The organism is Pseudomonas sp. GL93 (genome assembly GCF_003408955.1).
Classification (GTDB): Bacteria; Pseudomonadota; Gammaproteobacteria; order Pseudomonadales; family Pseudomonadaceae; genus Aquipseudomonas; species Aquipseudomonas paracarnis.
In genome coordinates, this window is the sequence record NZ_NKRF01000053.1 from 74,214 (window position 1) to 92,943 (window position 18,730).

Annotated in this window: 7 protein-coding genes and 1 pseudogene; all 8 read right to left on the reverse strand. The window is 56.5% G+C overall.

Annotation, left to right across the window (positions count from 1 at the left end; translation table 11 throughout):
• Window positions 1-301: 301 nt before the first annotated feature.
• Window positions 302-499: a hypothetical protein gene (locus CER19_RS08755; RefSeq protein WP_032872340.1), complete on the reverse strand. Its 198-nt coding sequence runs from the start codon at window positions 497-499 to the stop codon at window positions 302-304.
• Window position 500: 1 nt separating this feature from the next.
• Complete coding sequence (locus CER19_RS08760) at window positions 501-662, reverse strand: toxin C-terminal domain-containing protein (RefSeq protein ID WP_305955559.1); 162 nt, start codon at window positions 660-662, stop codon at window positions 501-503.
• Between the two features lie 34 nt (window positions 663-696).
• Window positions 697-891, reverse strand: a pseudogene (locus tag CER19_RS08765) (hemagglutinin repeat-containing protein); the annotation flags it as partial.
• A gap of 78 nt (window positions 892-969) precedes the next feature.
• Window positions 970-1,317: an immunity 8 family protein gene (locus CER19_RS08770; RefSeq protein ID WP_116666127.1), complete on the reverse strand. Its 348-nt coding sequence runs from the start codon at window positions 1,315-1,317 to the stop codon at window positions 970-972.
• A gap of 8 nt (window positions 1,318-1,325) precedes the next feature.
• Window positions 1,326-2,036 (reverse strand): hypothetical protein, encoded by a 711-nt coding sequence (locus tag CER19_RS28930; protein WP_218568477.1) that lies wholly within the window; start codon window positions 2,034-2,036, stop codon window positions 1,326-1,328.
• 160 nt (window positions 2,037-2,196) lie between these two features.
• Complete coding sequence (locus CER19_RS28760; protein ID WP_165861618.1) at window positions 2,197-2,346, reverse strand: hypothetical protein; 150 nt, start codon at window positions 2,344-2,346, stop codon at window positions 2,197-2,199.
• Window positions 2,347-2,478: 132 nt separating this feature from the next.
• Complete coding sequence (locus tag CER19_RS08780) at window positions 2,479-2,994, reverse strand: DUF2247 family protein (protein WP_116666128.1); 516 nt, start codon at window positions 2,992-2,994, stop codon at window positions 2,479-2,481.
• Window position 2,995: 1 nt separating this feature from the next.
• Window positions 2,996-18,730, reverse strand: a 15,735-nt coding sequence (locus tag CER19_RS08785) for a hemagglutinin repeat-containing protein (RefSeq protein WP_256660404.1), incomplete at its 5' end; no start/stop codon positions are given.

Consider the following 18,730-nt stretch of genomic DNA (forward strand, 5'->3'; position numbering starts at 1 on the left):
TGGATGCCTGACGACTTGAGGTCTGCGATTCACGCGGGCTGTCCTTGTTCGAGTGGTGTGTGTTCACAACTATCACCGTAGACCAAGGGCGGCCTTTTCTTCATTTTTTTGTAATCAGATCAGCCTGTTAGCTGTTAATTAAGTGCCATTCAAATCTGTCCCCTTTTTGTTTCGCCATAATGCTGATATCGAATTCTTTGCATTTGACCTTGCCCGTAATTCGATTGGCCGCAGTGTCGGGTAGAGTCACCGTAGCCCCATCTATTCTGCTCTACGCCCCCCGGCACTACCATAGCCCGCGTTAAAAATCCGACTCGCAATTAAATAAAACACAGACACCATCTTCCTTCCCAACCAAGCTGATTGGCTTTTTACTTACGCCACCGTCAACTGAAATCTCAACCATAAGAGTTTGATCCTCAAATGAGCGTAATTCTTCAATTAATTCAGAAATGGTCTTCCCACGTGTAATCCAATCCGGCATCTCAGTTTTTTTCATTTCAATCACCAATACGTTTCATATTCACGTCAAAAGTACCCAGTCTCGTATCTTTCGAGCCAAGCGCTTTAACCGATTTAGCTGCTTTCCATGCTCCTCCGTTATGTCCGTCAAGGTCCCTAGTGATATATACATGAAAAGCATGAAAAGGGGACAGATTTATTTTTCTAGAGACTCATTCTTTATATCTAAAAGGACTAGTCAAACCTATAAATAAATCTGTCCCCTTTTTTCTTGCTGTCTTTCTCGCGTATCTGCTCGGTGAGCACACTTTCACGCGCAGCATCGATATTGATATTTCTGCCCGCCGTCAGCTCGATATCATTGGCAGCGCCCACATCAGAGCCGCGCTGGTTGATATCGCGCTTGGCGTTGATCGCCACATCCTGCCCGGCGTTTAGCTTAAATCAAATGAATCTGTCACCTTTCGTTACTCATGACACCCGCATTTTTTGTTTGAATCTTGACATCTAAACCTGATAATCATCGAACTCCCAAGAAAAAACCCTCCCTAGCCTCATTGCGATATCAGCCCAACTAGCGCCTTCACTACGGCTTACGCAATCATAAATAAAACCTTCAATTTCTTTAAGGCTGTATTCGCGAACAATTAGCATCCCCCTTCCCAAGCGGGGCTCCCATAGAGATTCGTCCAACCACTTTGGCGTGCAAACGAAAAGTTCAAAATCGTCCGCTCCCTGCGAGGATTCAAGTCCAATTCGAACACGAAGACTCAAATAAAAATTATCCGATTTTTCCGGCTGGTAGGTATTAATATCAAAAACATCATTAGAAATGCCTTTTACGATAGCGCGCACAACTCCTCCTAATCCTTAATATTCAGATGGCCATTACTTACTTTTATGCGCTGGCCTGTCGTTGGATTGATATTATACCTTTCAAAATTGGCCTGCACGCCCGTCGGGGCAAAAGGGGAGTCTTTAGACATAGGTGGTCTATAGACTCGCGTGCCGTCTGCACTGATCAGACCAAGCCCATCACCAGTTTTCTTCGCACCATCACCAACCCAGGTCTTCCCTAACTGATCAGACTCAGTAGAAGTACCTTGACCGATAGAAAAGTTCGGATTATTCGTTCCACTCCCGTTCACAGCAGTCGCTAATCTTGGGTCCTGTGAAGCGAGATTTTTCAGGTTTTCCAGTATCAATTGTTCCTTCAGCTTTGGGTACAGGGCGGCGTTTTCAGATCCCTCTTCGCTAAACATATTCCCCGGATCAAGTCGATGCTCCGGCGTCACATACTTGCCATCATCCTGTCGCCCATCCAGCTGCGTCCCACCGGTATGAACGGTCGGAGCAACCACACTGCCATCACCAAACCCGCCACTGCTCGGATGCACGGCGATGTCAGTCAGGATCGGATTGACCAGACTGCGATTGCTAGGATCAAGCAGGTGGATCGGGAATGCCGTACCGACAATCACATCCCAGATCAATATGCTGCTTTTCATGCTTTGCGCAGCATTCTCTCCAGTTTTGGCTGTTGCCTCAACCAGGGAATTTGCCGCAATACGCAAGTTTTCCGACGAAAAGGGGACAGATTTATTTTTCTAGAGACTCATTCTTTATATCTAAAAGGACTAGTCAAACCTATAAATAAATCTGTCCCCTTTTTTCAGTCCCCTTTTTTCCTAGTCATGACGATGGCGAGTGGATGAATTCGAGCTGGATACCACTCTAGGCAAAACGCTGAAAATAGTTATCCAGCCCGACGCTGTTGCGACAGTCAGAAATGAACCGTTCCTCCAACGCACGGCCATTGCTGTTTTTCGCGTGCTGCTGCATACGCTGCTGTTGATGCTTGGCGATTTGAGGTCTGCGATTCACGCGGGCTGTCCTTGTTCGAGTGGTGGGTGTTCGCAACTATCACCGTAGACCAAGGGCGGCCTTTTTCACTTATTTATTATCAAATCAGCCGGCTAGCTGTTAAGTAAGCGCCATTCAAATCTGTCCCCTTTTTTAATTCGCCACTTTAAAAACGTCAGCCATCCTCTCCAAATACTCTCGCCAATTACAAAAAAGCCTGTCAATATTTTGTTGAGCGGTATATTCCTCAGGCTTATATCCGCCCTGCGCCGGCATATAGCGAACAAAACTTTCTATTTCAGTGGGAAAATCAAAGTCCTCGTAAACCAACTCAACCGATCCAAGAGGATCAACGACATGACGTTGATTCTCATACAGCCACTTAAGCGCAATGAACAACCATTTTTGTTTCGACGTGAAAGCAAGCGTTTCTTTTTCCTGCTCCGAGAGCAAGTACATCTTCTCTTCAATTTCCCGGATGTCAATTTCACCCAAACAAATCAGATCAATTTCCAATGGTTCGACGGATCCGCCAGACACATTAAAGTCGGCAAACTCTACAACAAACTCCCAACCTACCAGCCTTCGCTCATAACCCCACAGCACATCTCGCCAACATAACTTCACACAGCTATAAATAAATGAGCTCGGAACCATAGGAAAATACATTTCACTTCACCTTCGGCGGACGTTGATTTGGAATACCATTTATTATTCCATTCTCGATGAATCTCTGATGAGTGACATTTCCTGACGGATCAAGAATATATTCATATATACCTGACTTCCCATTGAGGCCACCCGAAGTTTGTAGCAAGGTTCTATTCACACCGTCTCCACCGATTACGGGGAACGTTTTACCTGCTGCAAGCTGCTCCTTGGTGAGATAGCTAGCTGCAACGTGTGACATATCCTCCTTCAATCCGCTGCCGACACGATTGGCGGACAATATTTTATCGGCAACGCTACCTACATCATTTGTCCCCGAGCTGCCATTCTCACTAAACATATTCCCCGGATCAAGTCGATGCTCCGGTGTCACATACTTACCATCATCCTGTCGCCCATCCAGCTGCGTCCCACCGGTATGAACGGTCGGAGCAACCACACTGCCATCACCAAACCCGCCACTGCTCGGATGCACGGCGATGTCAGTCAGGATCGGATTGACCAGACTGCGATTGCTAGGATCAAGCAGGTGGATCGGGAATGCCGTACCGACAATCACATCCCAGATCAATATGCTGCTTTTCATGCTTTGCGCAGCATTCTCTCCAGTTTTGGCTGTTGCCTCAACCAGGGAATTTGCCGCAATACGCAAGTTTTCCTGCGTGGTTGGGTTAGCTGCGACTAACGCGCCTCCTATGGCTGTGATGCCCGCCATAGCGAGAGGTATGGCCGGTAAGAAATTACTTTCTCCATGACTGCTTTTATTCAAGCCTTTCAGCAACACCAACACCTGCAGGGCTTTTTGCGGGTCGTCCCCTGCTATCTGAGTGAGCTTATCTGCCAGTGCTTGAGTTTCAGGCGACTGGGCGTTGTTCGTGATATTACCAAGCACCCGGTTGACGATAGCGGACCTCTCTTCTTGGTGACGACTGCCTAGCTGCCGTATGGCGGCCTGGCCTTTCATCTCGATTCCGACTAAGTCAGGGTTTATACCTTGCGCAATCTGCGAGCCAGCGCCAAGCAGGTCCACCATCTGGAAAATCGTCTCTTCGGTTTTGTCACCTAACTTGGCGGCGTCGGTTTTCCATTGTTCTAATGTTGCCTTTGGGGATGTCACCGCTTTCAACGAAGAGTCAGTTACATACAGATCCGTACGTTTTTCCTGGTCCTTGGTAACTTCGTAGGCCTTTTCAACATCGCGATTGAGCCCCGTCACTGCAGATGTAACATCGCTCACATCACGCACAACGATCTCACCCTCGCCCACTGTCGCGCGGACTGATTGCTCGCGTTGCTTATCGTACTTCCAGCCAGTAACACTCCACCCCGTCTGCCCCGTCTTGCCTTTACCGACCTGGCTCGGGTCCTGGGTAGTGCTTTCACCGTTTTTGTAGGTGCCACCGACGTTCAAGTAATACCCGTGCTCTTTATCTTCTCCAGAGATGTCTCTGAACCCCAGCGTGCCGGTGTCCAGTTTCAAGTTGCCATTGTCTGAAGCGATTAAAGCGCCATCGAGTTGTGTGTGCTTCTCCGTACGGATATCCACTTTGTCGCTGGCGGTGATCCGCGTCTGGTCTTCGACCCCATTGGTTTTTCCAGAGGTCTGGCCGTAACCAACCGAACCGCTGACACCGGCGCCCGGACCGATGGTGACGGTGACACTCAGATCAAATTCTTTGCCTTTGACTTTGCCGGTGTCGGGGACAGAAGAAACATTCAGGTCTCCGCCAACCCGGCCAATGACTTTATCTCCCCGCAAGTCGGCACCTGCGACCTGGGTATCGCGGCCGCTCTCGAAGCCCAAACGATCGGCAGCATAGAGATAGGCGTCCTGTTGACGCTGCCCTTCCCGGTCCAGGTTGCCCTTGCCCATGCTGACGCTGGCATAAACGCCGACCCCCTCATTGCCAAAGGTAAACCCGACTTCTCCACCGCCACTGTTTCTATTACTGTCGCTTGAACTGTCGTTCTGCGCAGCACGGATGCTCAAGTCATTCCCTGCCTTGAGATCGATGTCGCGACCAGCTTTGGCTTGAGTACCTACCAGGTTCAGGTCATTGCTCGCGTTCAGGTTAATATCGCGTCCGGCCTGCGCTGTCGTGACAGTAGAAGTACCGTTACTACCCTTCTCGCTAGCAACGCCATGGCTCCCACCTACGCCTAGCTTTATTCCTCCACTGGTACCGCCATGGATGCCACCCCAGCTCTGGCTCTCGCTGTCATTTTGGTTAATGCTGCCCTTGGCTACATCAAGCGAAACATCCCGACCTTTGATGTTGATATCACGGCCGGCATTCAACTGGCCGCCGCTGATCGCCACATCATTCCCAGCGACCATGTTGAGATCTTTACCGGCCTTCAGGGTCGATGAACGATTGGTCTCTTCAATCAGCTGTGTGCTGGTGCTGTGCTTGCTATTGCCGAATTTTACGTCCCCAGTAGGACCTGCAAGGAATTGGCTGACTGCATCAACACCTTTCAGCGTGCTGGAGCCCTTGCTGATGTTGTCCTCTCCTTTGCCAGCCCCGCTCACTGCGTCTTTGGTGTTGCCATAGTTGTGGTTGATAGCCACGCTCAACCCATTACGCTCCGTCTCCCGCTGCTGCTCAATCAGCAAACGTTCGCGTGCCGCATCGATGTTGATATCCCGCCCGGCCGTCAGCTCAGCATCATTGGCAGCCAATAGGTCAGAGCCGCGCTGGTTGATATCTCGCTTGGCATTGATCGTCAGGTCCTGTCCTGCATTGATCTGGCTGGCGGCTGCTGTTTGCTGCTCAAGTCTATTTTTCTCTGCACTTTTATCAGCGCCCACAAACAAGGTCACACCATTGGCGTCACTCGATACGCCAATACCGGCTTGTTTGCTTTTTTGCCAATCGCGCTCACTGGTACTGCTTTGGGCCGCAAGTACATTGACATCGCGTCCTGCATTGAGACTGACATCACGCCCGGCGCTGACCCCACTGCCCACCAAGTTAATATCTCGCTCAGCGTGCAAGCTCGCATCACGATCCGCGGACACTTGGCTCCCCACGCTGGTGCTGCTTTGGGCTTCCTGGCCAGCTTTTTTGGCCGAGGAGATCGCAATAAACCCACCCGAGATCGAGCCGGTTTTCTTCTCGTATTTTTCACTACGGCTATAGGCGGTGTCGTTTGCAGAGACCAGGTTGATGTCGCCTGTCTCCTTGACCAGTCCAGACCTTAACTCGACATCATTTTCTGCACTAATCTCACTGGCCCGCACCCGCACATCATTACCTGCCGCCACCACCACGTCATTGCCCGCCTCCAACTCACTGCCCACTTGGCTCGCAGTAGTCTTCAACTGGCTTTTGCCACTTTTGGACAGCTCCAGGAACCCGGACTTGGTCTTCTTGCTGTAGGAACCATGCTCCTCGACTCCCGACAACACCGCGATGTCACCCGTGGCCCCTAGCAACATGTCTCCATCGGCCTTCAGCTGGCTGCCGATCACGGTGACGTCACGCCCGCCATCGATGCTCATCCCGCCATCAGTCTTCTTGGTGGCATTGATGGTCAGGTCTTTACCGGCTTCAACGACCGAGGCCACGTTGGTGCTGTCGTAACTTTCCCGCTGCTGGCTTTTGCTACGACCGAACGAGCTCTTGCTCTTTTTCGAGTAGAACGAAGCGTCTTCGTCCAGTGCCGACAGGATGCTCACATCGCGCTGTGCATCGAGGGCCACGTTGCCGCCCCCGGCAATCCGGCTGGCGGTGAGTTCCAGGTCTTTACCGGCATTGAGCGACACATCGCCGCCGGCCGTCAGCACGCTGGAAACCTGGCTGATGTGATCCTTGGACTGCGTCACCTTCTTGGACTTACTCGATGAATGCTGTTCGTCGGCGGCCGAAGAAATACTCAGGTTCTCAGTCGTCGTGATGCTCAAGTCGCGCTTGGCGTCGATGCGGCTGGCAATGGCGCTGAAGTCACGCCCTGCCGATACCTTGAGGTCACGGCCTGCCTCCACGCTGGCACCGTTTTGCGTCACGGTTTCGGTGCGCAGGCGGCTGCCCAGATCCAAGCCATTGCGTTGCTCAACGGCATCGATGTGCACATCGCGGCCAGCGACCAATGTGGTGTCACGCCCGCTTTGCAGCACGCCACCGGTATTGGCGATGTCACGACCTGCATTCATCGTCAGGTCGTTGGCAGCCTCAATGCGTGACGCACTGTCGAGATAATCGCGGCGCTCAGCAGTACCGTTGCCGGTACGGGTCACTGCACGCTCGTTGATCACATCACCCTTGATCGCGGTGAGCGTGACGTCGCGTCCGGCGATGATGCCACCGGACTTATTGACGATGTTGTTACCTGCCAGCAGGTCCAGGCGGTTGCCGGCTTCGATCAAGCCGCTGTTGATCAGGTCGTTGCCCGCTTTGGCGGACAGGTTGTTGGTAGCGCGCAGGGTACCGGCGTTCTCCAGGTTTTCGCCGGCAATCAGGTTCAGGTCATTACCGGCGATCAATGCGCCGTTGGGCGCAAGACGATTGTCGGCCTGGGCCATGTAAAGCACAGGCACCAGCACTTTCTCACCGTTCACTTCGTGCTGTTCAAGCCAGACGATGTCATGGGTCAGTGCCGCGACCTGTTGCGAGGTCAAGGTCACGCCCACTGCCAGGTTCAGTTGCTGTTTGCTCTGGATCGCATTGTCCATCAGGTACTTGAACAGTTTTTCGTCGGTGTTCTGACCGTCGATAAAGCGCTGCCCTGTGCGTGCTTGCACAGCCTGCTGGATCAACCGTTGTTCATAGAGGCCGTCGCCCAGGCGCTTGGCACTTTCGTCCGGGTTGTAACCCAGGCCCGCGAGCAAATAGTCGGAGCTCATGAACTGCTTGAGGTCCGTGAGCACCGGGTTGGTTTCGATCAGGTATTTATGCGGCTGGGACTTAGGCGCGGAGGGCGTAAAGCCCTGCACGCGGTTGATGGTCTGGCTGGCGACCGTAGTGGTTTGCGCCGCTGCATTGAGCGGCTGGGCAATCACGGCTGCGATCTGGGTTGGGCTGCTGCCCGGACCTTGTGCAGCCGGTGCGCTCACAACCGGCTGCACGCCTGGCATAACCGGCGTCACGCCAGGAATGTTCAACGTCGGTCGAGAAGGCTCGTTCGGCGTAATGATCTCAATGCTTGCATCCCGCTCAGTCAGCGCCAGGCCTGGCTGATCGCCCGGCCCGGTGACCACGGTCACTGGCGCAGTTGAGCCTGTAGACGGATTTTGGGCGTTGATACCATCGCCCCGGGCGATTTCACCTGGGGTGATCTGGCTGGGCGTCCAGCCACTCCCGTTGGCTACCTCGCCGGCACCGGCAACGTTAAGCGTTCTGCTGTTGGCGGTGATGCCACTGACCTGACGTGCTGAGGAATCCAACTGACGAGTAGACGCGCCCTGTTGAGTAACATTCTTCAAGTCGAAGGTGCGCGTTTCAAGCGCCGGCTGTGCATCCTGGCGTTGAGCCAGGCCGAGCGTGGCACCGCCCATGGTCCAACTCTGCGGGCCGCTGGTGGCTTGGGTGGCTTGGGTGTCTTCACCTGCTTGGCTACTGAGGCGGAACAGGCCGTGGGTGCCGGAGGGCAAGGTGAAGCCGCGCAACGTAACGGGGTTGACTTGTTGTTGTGCCAGGTCCGGTGGCAATTGCGGAGCGAGTTGCACAACCACTGTTGTCGGACCGCCGGCGACACCCGTGTCCTCATTGCGCGCAGCACGCCCGGCCAACGCGGTAAAGGATGTCTCGATGCTGTTGATCAAGGATTTGGTGGCCGTGATATTCACGGTACCCGCTGCCTGGATGATCGCGGGTGCCAATGACGCGCCAGCGGTCGATACCAAGGTATCTCCAATCAGCCTGAAGGCTGACAACGCACTGACCGGCAGGCTTTTGGGTCCGGGCTGAGCGTTGTAGGGATCCATGATGTTACGTTTGAAACGCCAGTAAGTACCATTGGTTGATTCCATCCGCCAAGTCCGGGTACGCGTTCCGGAGCCAGACGCTGCACCTTTGTTAGTCAGCGTATCAGCGGTGATATTCATGTCCGCGCCGGAAGCGATGACACTGTATTCATTGAGCACATTATTTGCAGCGACATCCATACGGCCGCCCGCCTGGATAGTCGAAGCAGCCGATGTTTTCAGCAGCTCACTTTGATAGTTCTCGGTACCAATAAAATCGACGACAAAACTGCCCCCGCTACAGTCCCAGCAGATATTTGTAAGCGATCCGCCACTACCGGGTGTTTCTTTGGTCGAAAATTCATCCCGACGGTTAGTCAGGCTGGCAACCTTGAGGGACATGTCTCGGCTGGACTCAATGCTCCCCGATATGTTCTCCAGGCTGACCGCCTTACTCGTACCATCAAGACCGCTTATATCCAGGCGCCCTAGGCTATAGATATCGCCGTACTGGTTCGTGATGGTGTTGCTATGCAAGGTCATGTCATTGCCGCTGAACAACAAACCATGACCGTTCAACAAGGCTGCACTGGTGACTGTCACATTCTGTGCGGCACCCAACGTCCCGTAGTTGTTCAGCGTACCTGCAGAGAGTTCGAGATTGGTCGCAGAGGTCAAGCGTCCGGAGTTGTTCAATTGCCCATCGACGGTGATCAGCGTGTCGCCACCGCTGGTAATCTTGGCGTTATTACTCAGGTCCAACTGAGCCGCATGCAGGTTGAGGACACTCTGGGTGGTGACTCGCCCGTTACCGCTGTAGGTGCCCGCGAGATCGAGAGTTGAACTACCATCACTGGCAATCAACCCATTGTTCACCCAACTGCCACCCTTACCTTCCAGGTGCGTCGAAGCCAGCAACTGCCCGGTTTCCGTCTGGGTAAAGTTATTGACGTTGACGTTCAATCGCCCTGCCTGAATGACGCTGGTATTGGTCCAGGTATCTGCGTTCAGGGTCAGGCCGCCACGGGTGACAACGGTACCGCCGGCGCCGGTTACGTTGGGCAACGAGATGTCGAACGTGCCCTCACCCACATGCAGCAATTGGCCGCCGTTGTTCTGGAAGCTGGCGGCCGCCAGGGTCAAGTCCTGGTTGGCGATTTCCACGGCGCCGTTACGGTTGTCGAACACGCCGCCGATCTGGAACTCTGTCTTGCCGGCGCGTCCCAGGGCGCGCAACTTGCCGCCCTGGTTATCGAGGGCGTTGGCGGCCACGGTCAGGTTGTTGGTGCTTTCGATCAGGCCGTTGTGGTTGGTCAGTTGGCCATTGAGGCCGAAGGCGATGTGGTCGCCGGCTATCTGCCCGGCGCTGTTATCCAGGGCGCTGCCATTGATGCGCATCAGGCCTTTGGCATATAAAGCGCCCTGCTGGTTATTGAGGGTTGCAACCGTCAGCAATGCGTCGCTGGTTTGCGCGCCGAGATAGCCACCCTGGTTATCGAATTGACCGGCATTGAGTAGAAGGCGCTGGCCTTGAATCAAGCCGCCCTTGGGGCTGCCATTGAGGTCACGGCCATTGCGAAGCACTCCCACCACACCGGCTTCAATGGCGCCCTTGAGACTGGCGAGCACACCGCTACGGTTGTCGAGGTTCCCGGCCTTGAGGTGCACGTCACCGGTCTGGCTAATGATATTGCCGCCTTGGTTGTCGAGATCGCCATTGACCTCGACACGCAGGCCGTTCTGCCCCTGCAAATTGCCCTGCGCGTTGGTCAGGCCAAAGGCGTTGATGCGCAGATCGCCCTCCTGGCTGTAGATCAAACCGTCAGCATTGTTTTGAACGATGGCGCTGGCATCGATGACCAGCGGACCTTTGGCCGCGACGGTGCCGCCTTGGCTGTTGTTCAGGCCGCCCATGGCCAATGACAGGCGTCCCTGGCTGGCCAGTTGGCCGCCTCGGTTATCCACCTCAATGGCACGCTGGAGTTCCAACGAGCCAGTGCCTGCGATCTTGCCATTGACGTTGCCAAGGTTGCCTTGCAGGTTGAGCACCAGATGGTCGTTACCCATCAGCGAGCCACCGGTGTTGAGCAAGTTGCCACCCAGGAAGTTCAGATTGCGCAGGGCCGTGATATTACCGGCACTGTTGTCGAGGTCGGCCGCGCTCAGATCCAACGTCGAACCGCTGTCGATCAACCCACCTTGGGTGTTGTTCAATACGCCAATCACGCTCAAGGTCTGCTGCGCGCCGCTGGAGATCACACCTTTGTTGCTGTTATCCAGGCTGGCGGCGCTGACACTCAACCGCCCTTGGCTGGCCAACGCACCTTCGCCACTGTTGAGCAAGCTGCCACTGAGGCGCACATCAAGATCACCGTTGCGACTGGACAGCGTGCCTTTGTCACGGTTATTCAAGTGAGTGCCGATCAGGTTGAGGCCCTGCCAGCCCGATATCAGGCCGCCGCGGTTAACCACGTCGCCTGCATTGAGCGTGAGTAACTGTTGGCTGATAAGCGTGCCGGCGCTGTTGTCCAGGCTGCGCCCCGTCAAGCTAAGTGCATTTTGGCTGGACAGTTCGCCGCCCTGGTTTTGCAGGTCGCGTAGGCGTTTCAAGGTCAACGGGCCTTTGGCAAAGATCAAGCCCTTGCGGTTATCCAGATCACCGTTTGCCAAGTCGACGCTCAGGCGCTGCTCACCTATCAACCTGCCGCCACGCAAAGCCATGGACGTGAGCGTGAGGTCCATATCACCCTTGGCCGATACCTCGCCGCCGTCACTGGCGTCTAAACTCTGGGCATTGAGTTCCAGGCCGCCCTGGCTATTGATCAGGCCTTTGGCGCTGTTGTCCACGGCCAACGCATTGAGCGTCAGCGCGCTGGTACCCAGCAGGCTGCCGCCCTGGTTATTGAAGTTGCCCGCATTGACTGTCAATGCCTGCGCGGCGTTGATCAAACCTTGTTGCCCGTTGCTCAGCAGCCCAGTGCTGGTCAATTCAAGGCCACCACGGCTGGTGAGCGTACCGCCGCTGTTATCGACCGCGGCCGCTTGCGCACTCAGGCTTGCACCTGCAACCAAACCCTTGATGTTAGTGAGTACCTGGTCGATACGCAGTGTCAGGCCCTGGTTGCTGAGCAGGCGACCACTGCTGTTATCCAGGTTGCGCGCCACGATATTGAAGGCCTGGCCACTGGAGATTTCACCGGCCTGGTTGTTCACACCATTGAGATGGTTGAGCACCAGCGGCCCGGTCGCGTTGATGAGGCCCTGCTGGTTGTTGAGCTGACCATTGTTCAGGTCCAGGGTCAGGCCCGCGTTGCTGAACAGCTTGCCACCTTGTTGATCAAGCCCATCGACGCTGGCCGTCAGGGCCTGGGCACTGCCTATGCTGCCAGCGGTGTTGTTCAGTAACCCAGCTTTCACCTCCAGCTTGTCGCCGCTGATCAGACGACCACCGGCGTTATCCAAAGCGCCAGTGGTGAGCCCAACCGCACCTTTGCCACTGAGCACGCCGTTCTGATTCCCCAGGCTGGCGCTGCGCAGTTGCAGGGTGCTGTCAGTCACGAGCTCACCGCCCTCGTTGTCCAGCGCCCCTGTCAGACCCAGCGCCAGCGCCTGGGCACTGGACATTCGGCCCTGACGGTTGACCAGGCTGGCGGCGTTGACGCCCAGGCGCCCTTCACTGTTGAGCACGCCCTGGCTGTTATTCAGCTCTCCTTTGAGTTCCAGTTGCAGAAGCTGCTGGGCGAGCAGTTTGCCCGTGCTGTTGTCCAGGTCCTGAGCGCTCAGCATCAAACGCTGCGTGTTGAGCTGGCCTTGATTACGATTAAGCAGCTGGGTGAGCGTAAGGTTCAAGGATTGCCCGGCCAGCACACGACCCGCATCGCTGTTATCCAAGGTGTGCCCTGTAACGGTCAGGTCGGCGTTGGTCGACAGTTCGCCACCACGGTTGTCGACCCGATCGACCAGCAGTTTCACCGCCTTATCGGCGCCAACCAGGCCTTTGCGGTTGTCCAGGGACGCACCACGCACATCCACGGCGGTGGTGCTGATCAGTTGGCCGCCGCGGTTATCGACCTGATCGATATCAACCGTCACCAAGGCTTTGCCCGATACATCACCGTCACGGTTGTCGAGCCGCGCAGAAGACAGCCGCATGGCACCGTCGGCAATCAGCGTTCCGCGCTGGTTATCCAGCGCCTGGGTGGCAGAGACGTCCATGACGCCACGACTGTTGAGCAAACCATCAGTGTTGTCCAAGCGAGCACTGTTGGCGTTAAGGGAGGCGGCGCTGATCGCACCTTTGGTGTTGCCCAAGGCGTCTTGAATCTGCAGTGTCAGGCCCTGGTTACTGATCAGCTTGCCGCCGCCGTTATCCAGGTTGCGAGCCGCCAGCGCGAAGGCTTGCTGGCTGGAAATTTCGCCACGCTGGTTATTGACATCAGCCAGGTTTTTCAACATCAGCAGCGGGCTATTGATCAGGCCGCCCACGTTGCTCAGTTGGCCGTGGTTAAGGTCCAGATCGAGCTGGGTGTTGCTGAACAGTTCGCCGCCCTGCTGATTCAGGCCGGTGAGGGTGGCGGTCAGATTTTTGCTGCTGGCGATACGCCCGCTGTTGTCCACCTGGGTGGCTGCCAGGTCCAGGCGATCAGCGCTGGTGATACGGCCATGGTTGTTCAGCGTGCCGGTGGCCAGGGTCAATGCACCACGGCTGTTGAGCAGGCCTTTGGGGCCGTTGTCCAGGCTTGCGCTGGTCAGGTCAAGGCTGGCATCGGTCTCCATGATGCCGCCCAGGTTGCTGATAGCACCGCTGGCAGCCAGTATGAGCGCGTGCGCCGAAGAGATTGCACCCGCGTTGTTATTGAGCGTCGCGCCGGACAGTTGCAGGGTGCCTTCGCTGCTGATTTTGCCCAGCTTGTTATCCAGCCGACCATCCAGTTCAGTGCCGGGAATGGCTACCAGCGACATGCTCAGCGATTGCTGGCCCGCGAAAGTGCCTTGGCCGTTATCCAGGCGCGCGCCGTTGAAGCGGTTATCCCGGGCGAAAATCATCCCTTGGGCCTGGTTGATCACATGGGCCACGGCCAGTTCCAATGCGGTACCGGCGATCAGTTTGCCCGCGCTGTTATCCAGGCGCTGCGCCTTGAAGTCGATGCGGCTCTGGCTGGAAATCTCGCCCGCACGGTTATCAATGGCGTCGACCGTCAGTTTCAGCGCTTTTGTGGCGCCTACCAGGCCGCCATCGCGATTGTCCAGGGAGGCCCCGCTCAAGCTCAGCTCGTCCTGGGCAACCAGTTCACCGCCCTGTTGGGCCAGTACGCCGATAGTTGCCTGCAGATCAGCCTGACTGGCGATTCGGCCAGCCGCGTTTTGCACATTATCGGCAGTCAGTCGCAGGGGCCCCGCTGCACTCACCAGCCCCTTCTGATTACGCAATTGTTGTCCGGAGAAGCTCAGGGCCGCCTTGCTGCTGAGCGAACCTTGCTGATTGTCCAACTCACCCACATTGAGCTGAAGGTCCTTCTGGGAAAGGATCACACCGCCGCGGTTGTCGACATTGGCGCTGTGCAGCGTCAACAGGCCCTGCCCGGTCAGCCGCCCTTCGCGGTTATCCAAACGACCGGCAAGCAGTTCCATCGCGCCTTTGGCCAACACTTGCCCTTTGGCCTGATTGTCCAGTAACCCATCAATCGTGGCCTTGAGTTGGCCGTCGCTGCCCAATTTCCCGGCCTGGCGGTTATCCAGACTGGCGGCCTGCACGTTCAACGAGGTGCCGGCCCCGAGCGTGCCGGCCTGATTATTCAGCGCGCCCTTGAGCTTCACGTCCAGGCTGACATCACCGAGCACTTGCCCGGCAGTGTTATCCAAACTGGCCGCCTTCAGCTGCGTGTGGCCTGCGCTGACGATTTCGCCCTGGTCGTTAAGCAGGTCCTCATTGACCGCCAGGCGCGCATCCAAAGCGCTGCTGACCTTGCCTTCGCGGTTGTCCAGGCGCGCGGCATCAAGCTCGACACCGGCGGCTGAAATCAGCCCCTTGACGTTAAGCAGCGCCTGTTCGATTTTGAGGGTCAAGCCTTGGTCGCTGAGTAAATTGCCGCCGCTGTTGTCCAGGGTGCCGGCACGCAAGGTGAAGGCCTTGGCGCTGGAGATTTCACCGTTACGGTTGTCGACGCTTTTGAGGTTTTTGAGCAACAACTGCCCTGGCGCGTTGATAAAGCCATCGGCGTTATTCAAGTGCCCCTGGTTCATGTCCAGGGTCAGTTCGCTGTTGCTGTAAAACTCACCGGCTCCGCGCTGGTCGAGGCTGCTGAGGCTAGCGTTGAGCGCCTGGCCACTGGCGATACGGCCCTCGAAGCGGTTGTCTACATCGGTCGCTGTCAGGTTGAGGCGATCAGCGCTGGTGACACGGCCTTGATGCTGATTAAGCAATACGCCTGTGGTCAGTTGCAGTGCACCGTCAGCCACAATGCGCCCTTGGCTGTTGTCGACACTGCCCGCATTTACCGTCGCGGTATCAGCGCTGAGCACCTCACCGTTCTGATTGGTAAGGGCATTGGCGGAGCTCACCAGTAACGCCCCGCCGCTGCTGATACGCCCGCCGTTGTTATTCAGGCTGGCGCCGCGCAGTTGCAGGGCGGCGTCGCTGCGCATGACGCCTTGGCTGTTGTCAGCCTGCCCGGCCAGGGTCACGTCCAGGTTGCGTTTGGCGTAGACGCTGCCTTGGGCGCTGTTATCCAGGCTGGTTGCCTTGAGGTTGACATCCTGTTGCGCAGAAATCAGGCCCTTGAGCTGGTTGTTCAGCCTGTCGAGCGTCAGCTGGAGCGTACTATTGGCCAGTACGCGACCGGCATTGCTGTTGTCCAGCTCACGGCCCGTCATCGTCAGTTCGGTAACGCTGGAAACTTCACCCCCTCGGTTGTCCAGCTTGCCGATGGACAGGTTCATGGCTTTACCCGAGTTGAGCAACCCGGCCTGACGGTTATCCAGCTCGGCACCCTTGACCTGCAACTGCCCGACCGACGTGATGCTGCCACCTCGGTTATCCACGCGTCCCACCTCAAGCTGCGACCCGGCCTTGCTGGTGAGGCGGCCGTTAGCCTGGTTGTCCAGGCTGGCAGCATTGAGGGTCAACGCTTGACCGGCCGCGAACAGCCCGGCCTGATTCAACAACCCGGCTGAAATCTGCGCCGTCAGCGTGCCGTCACTGGTCAGCTTGCCTGCGCTGTTATCGAGACTGGCGACAGTGACCGTCAATGCTTGACCGGCGGCCAACGTGCCCTTGCCATTGTTGACAGCGCCGAGGCTGCTCAAGGTCAAGCGGTTATCGCCCTGGATGCGCCCCTGGCGGTTGTTCAGCGCAGCCACTTCGACTGTCGAGTGCTGACCCAGCAATTCACCGTTGCGGTTGTCCAGCACACCGTCTACGCCGAGGTTCAGGTCGGAAACGGCACTCAACTTGCCGCCCTGGTTGCCCAGGCTTGCGCTGCTCACCTGCAAGGCAGCGGCGGAAATCAAGCCGCGGGTGTTGTCCAGTGCTTGGGCAATACGCAAGGTCAGGGCTTGCTGGCTGAGTATCTTGCCGTCCGTCGTATTCAAGGCCGTCGCCGCCAACTCAAAGGCGCGCGCACTGGAAATTTCACCGCCCTGGTTATCAACGCTGCCCAGTTGCTTGAGCAGCAATTGCCCTGGGGCATTGATCAGACCAGAATTATTGTTGAGATGGCCACCTTGCAGGTCCAGGCTTACATCGGCGTGGCTGGAGACCTGCCCCTTACGGCTGTTGTCCAGTGCGGTAACCGTCATACCCAGCTGGGTTGCGCTGCTAAGGTGCCCGCCCTGGTTGCTTAGTTTGCCGGTCGTGATCTTCAGGTCGCTGGCACTGGAGAGTGTTGCGTCATCATTGGTTAAACCGGAGGCATTGATGGTCAAACGATCATCGCTGCGCAGCGTGCCTTGGGCGTTGTTCAACTGGCCGCCGAGGGCCACACCCAATTGACCTTTGGCATACAGACTACCGCCTGCACTGTTATCCAACCCTTGCCCCGTGAGCTGTACCTGCTGAGCGGCAATGCGACCTTTGAGCGAGTTGTTCAAGTCTGCGGCATTCAACTGCAAGTCAGTGCCGGCACTCAAAAGCCCCGCTTGGTTGAGCAGGCTGCCCGCAATACCGGCCGTCAGTGCACCGTCGCTGGTCAAGTTACCTTTGCGGTTATCCAGACTGGCGCTGTTGAGCGTCACGCTGTGCCCAGCGGCTAACGTGCCGGCCTGATTACTGACCGCGCCGCCCGCATGGAGCAGCAACGTCGAATCACCCTGCACCAGGCCCTGGTCGTTATTGAGCGCCCCAACGCCAAGCACAAGATGTTTGCCCAGAACCTTTGCACTGCGGTTATCGAGTTCGCCATCGACTTGCAAGTTGACGCTATCCACCGCAGCGAGTCGACCGGACTGGTTAATCAGCGTTCCAGCCCTTACATCCAGGGCCTTTGCGGTCAACGCACCTTTGGTGTTGTCCAGGGCGCGGGCAATGCGCACACTCAAGGCTTGCTCGCTGAGCAACTTGCCGGCGCTGTTATTGAGTTGATCCGCATTCAGATCGAAGGCTTGGGCGCTGGAGATTTCGCCGCCCTGGTTATCGACGCTGTTAAGTTGAGTCAACAACAACTGGCCTGGGGAATTGATCAAGCCACCTTGGTTGTTCAGGTGACCCCGATTGAGGTTCAGGTTCAGATCACCCTTGCTGAAGAGTTGGCCACCGTCGCTGTTATCCAGGCTTCCCACGGTCAACTGTGCGCCTGCGTCGGCACTGAAGCTCCCGCGTTGATTGGCGAGCAAACCACCCACCCGGGCGTCAAGCCGCTCACGGCTGTGAACTCGACCGCGTTGGTCGTTGATCAAACTGGCAACGTCAATATCCAGCCCGCTGGCTGCAATCTGACCGGCACCATTGTTCAGCGTCTGGGCGATACGCAGGCCCAAGGCCTGGTCACTGAGCAGCTTGCCTGCGCGGTTGTCCAGGCTGTTTGCCGCGACAGTAAAACCATAGGCACTGGAAATTTCGCCGCGGCGGTTGTCGACGCTATTGAGATTTTTCAACGTCAGTTGGCCACTGGCATTGATCAAGCCTGCATCGCGGTTGTCGAGGTGGCCGTTGCCCAGGTCCAGGGTTAGGTCGCTATTGCTGGAAATGCGCCCTTGGTCATGCTGGTCGAGGCTGGTGACACGGGCATTGAGCGCCTTGGCGCTGGAGATTGATCCACCTTGACTGTTATCGAGCGAGCCGGTCGCCAGTTCCAGGGCGCGGCCACTGACGAGTACACCCTGTTGCTGGTTGTTGATAGTTCCGGCACTGACCTGTGCGTCAGTGCCAGACTCGATTCGGCCCTGCTGTTGATTCTCCAACGTACCGGCAATATTCAGCCCCAGGTCGCCCTGACTGGTCAGGACGCCTGATTGGCTGTTGTCCAGTTGCCCGGCGTTAATCTGCAGGTGCTGCCCGGCAACCAGGCGACCACCTTGATTATTGGCCATGCTACTTGCGGTCAAGCGTAGCGCCTGGCCGGCAGATATCAGGCCAGCGACGTTGTCCAGGCTGTCGACCTGCAAGGTGACTTCAGCAAGGCTTGAGAGCTCGCCCTTGCGATTGACCAACTGCCCGATGCGGCCGCTGAGCCCTCGGTCGCCCACCACCAGGCCTGCGTCAGCATTGAGCAATCGTGCGGCATTCAACTCAATGCGTGCGGCGCTCAACACGCGGCCTTGCTGCTGGTTATCCAGTTTTTCGGTCGTCACCTTCAGCTGGTTTTGCGCGCTAAGTGTGCCGCTGCGGTTGTCGAC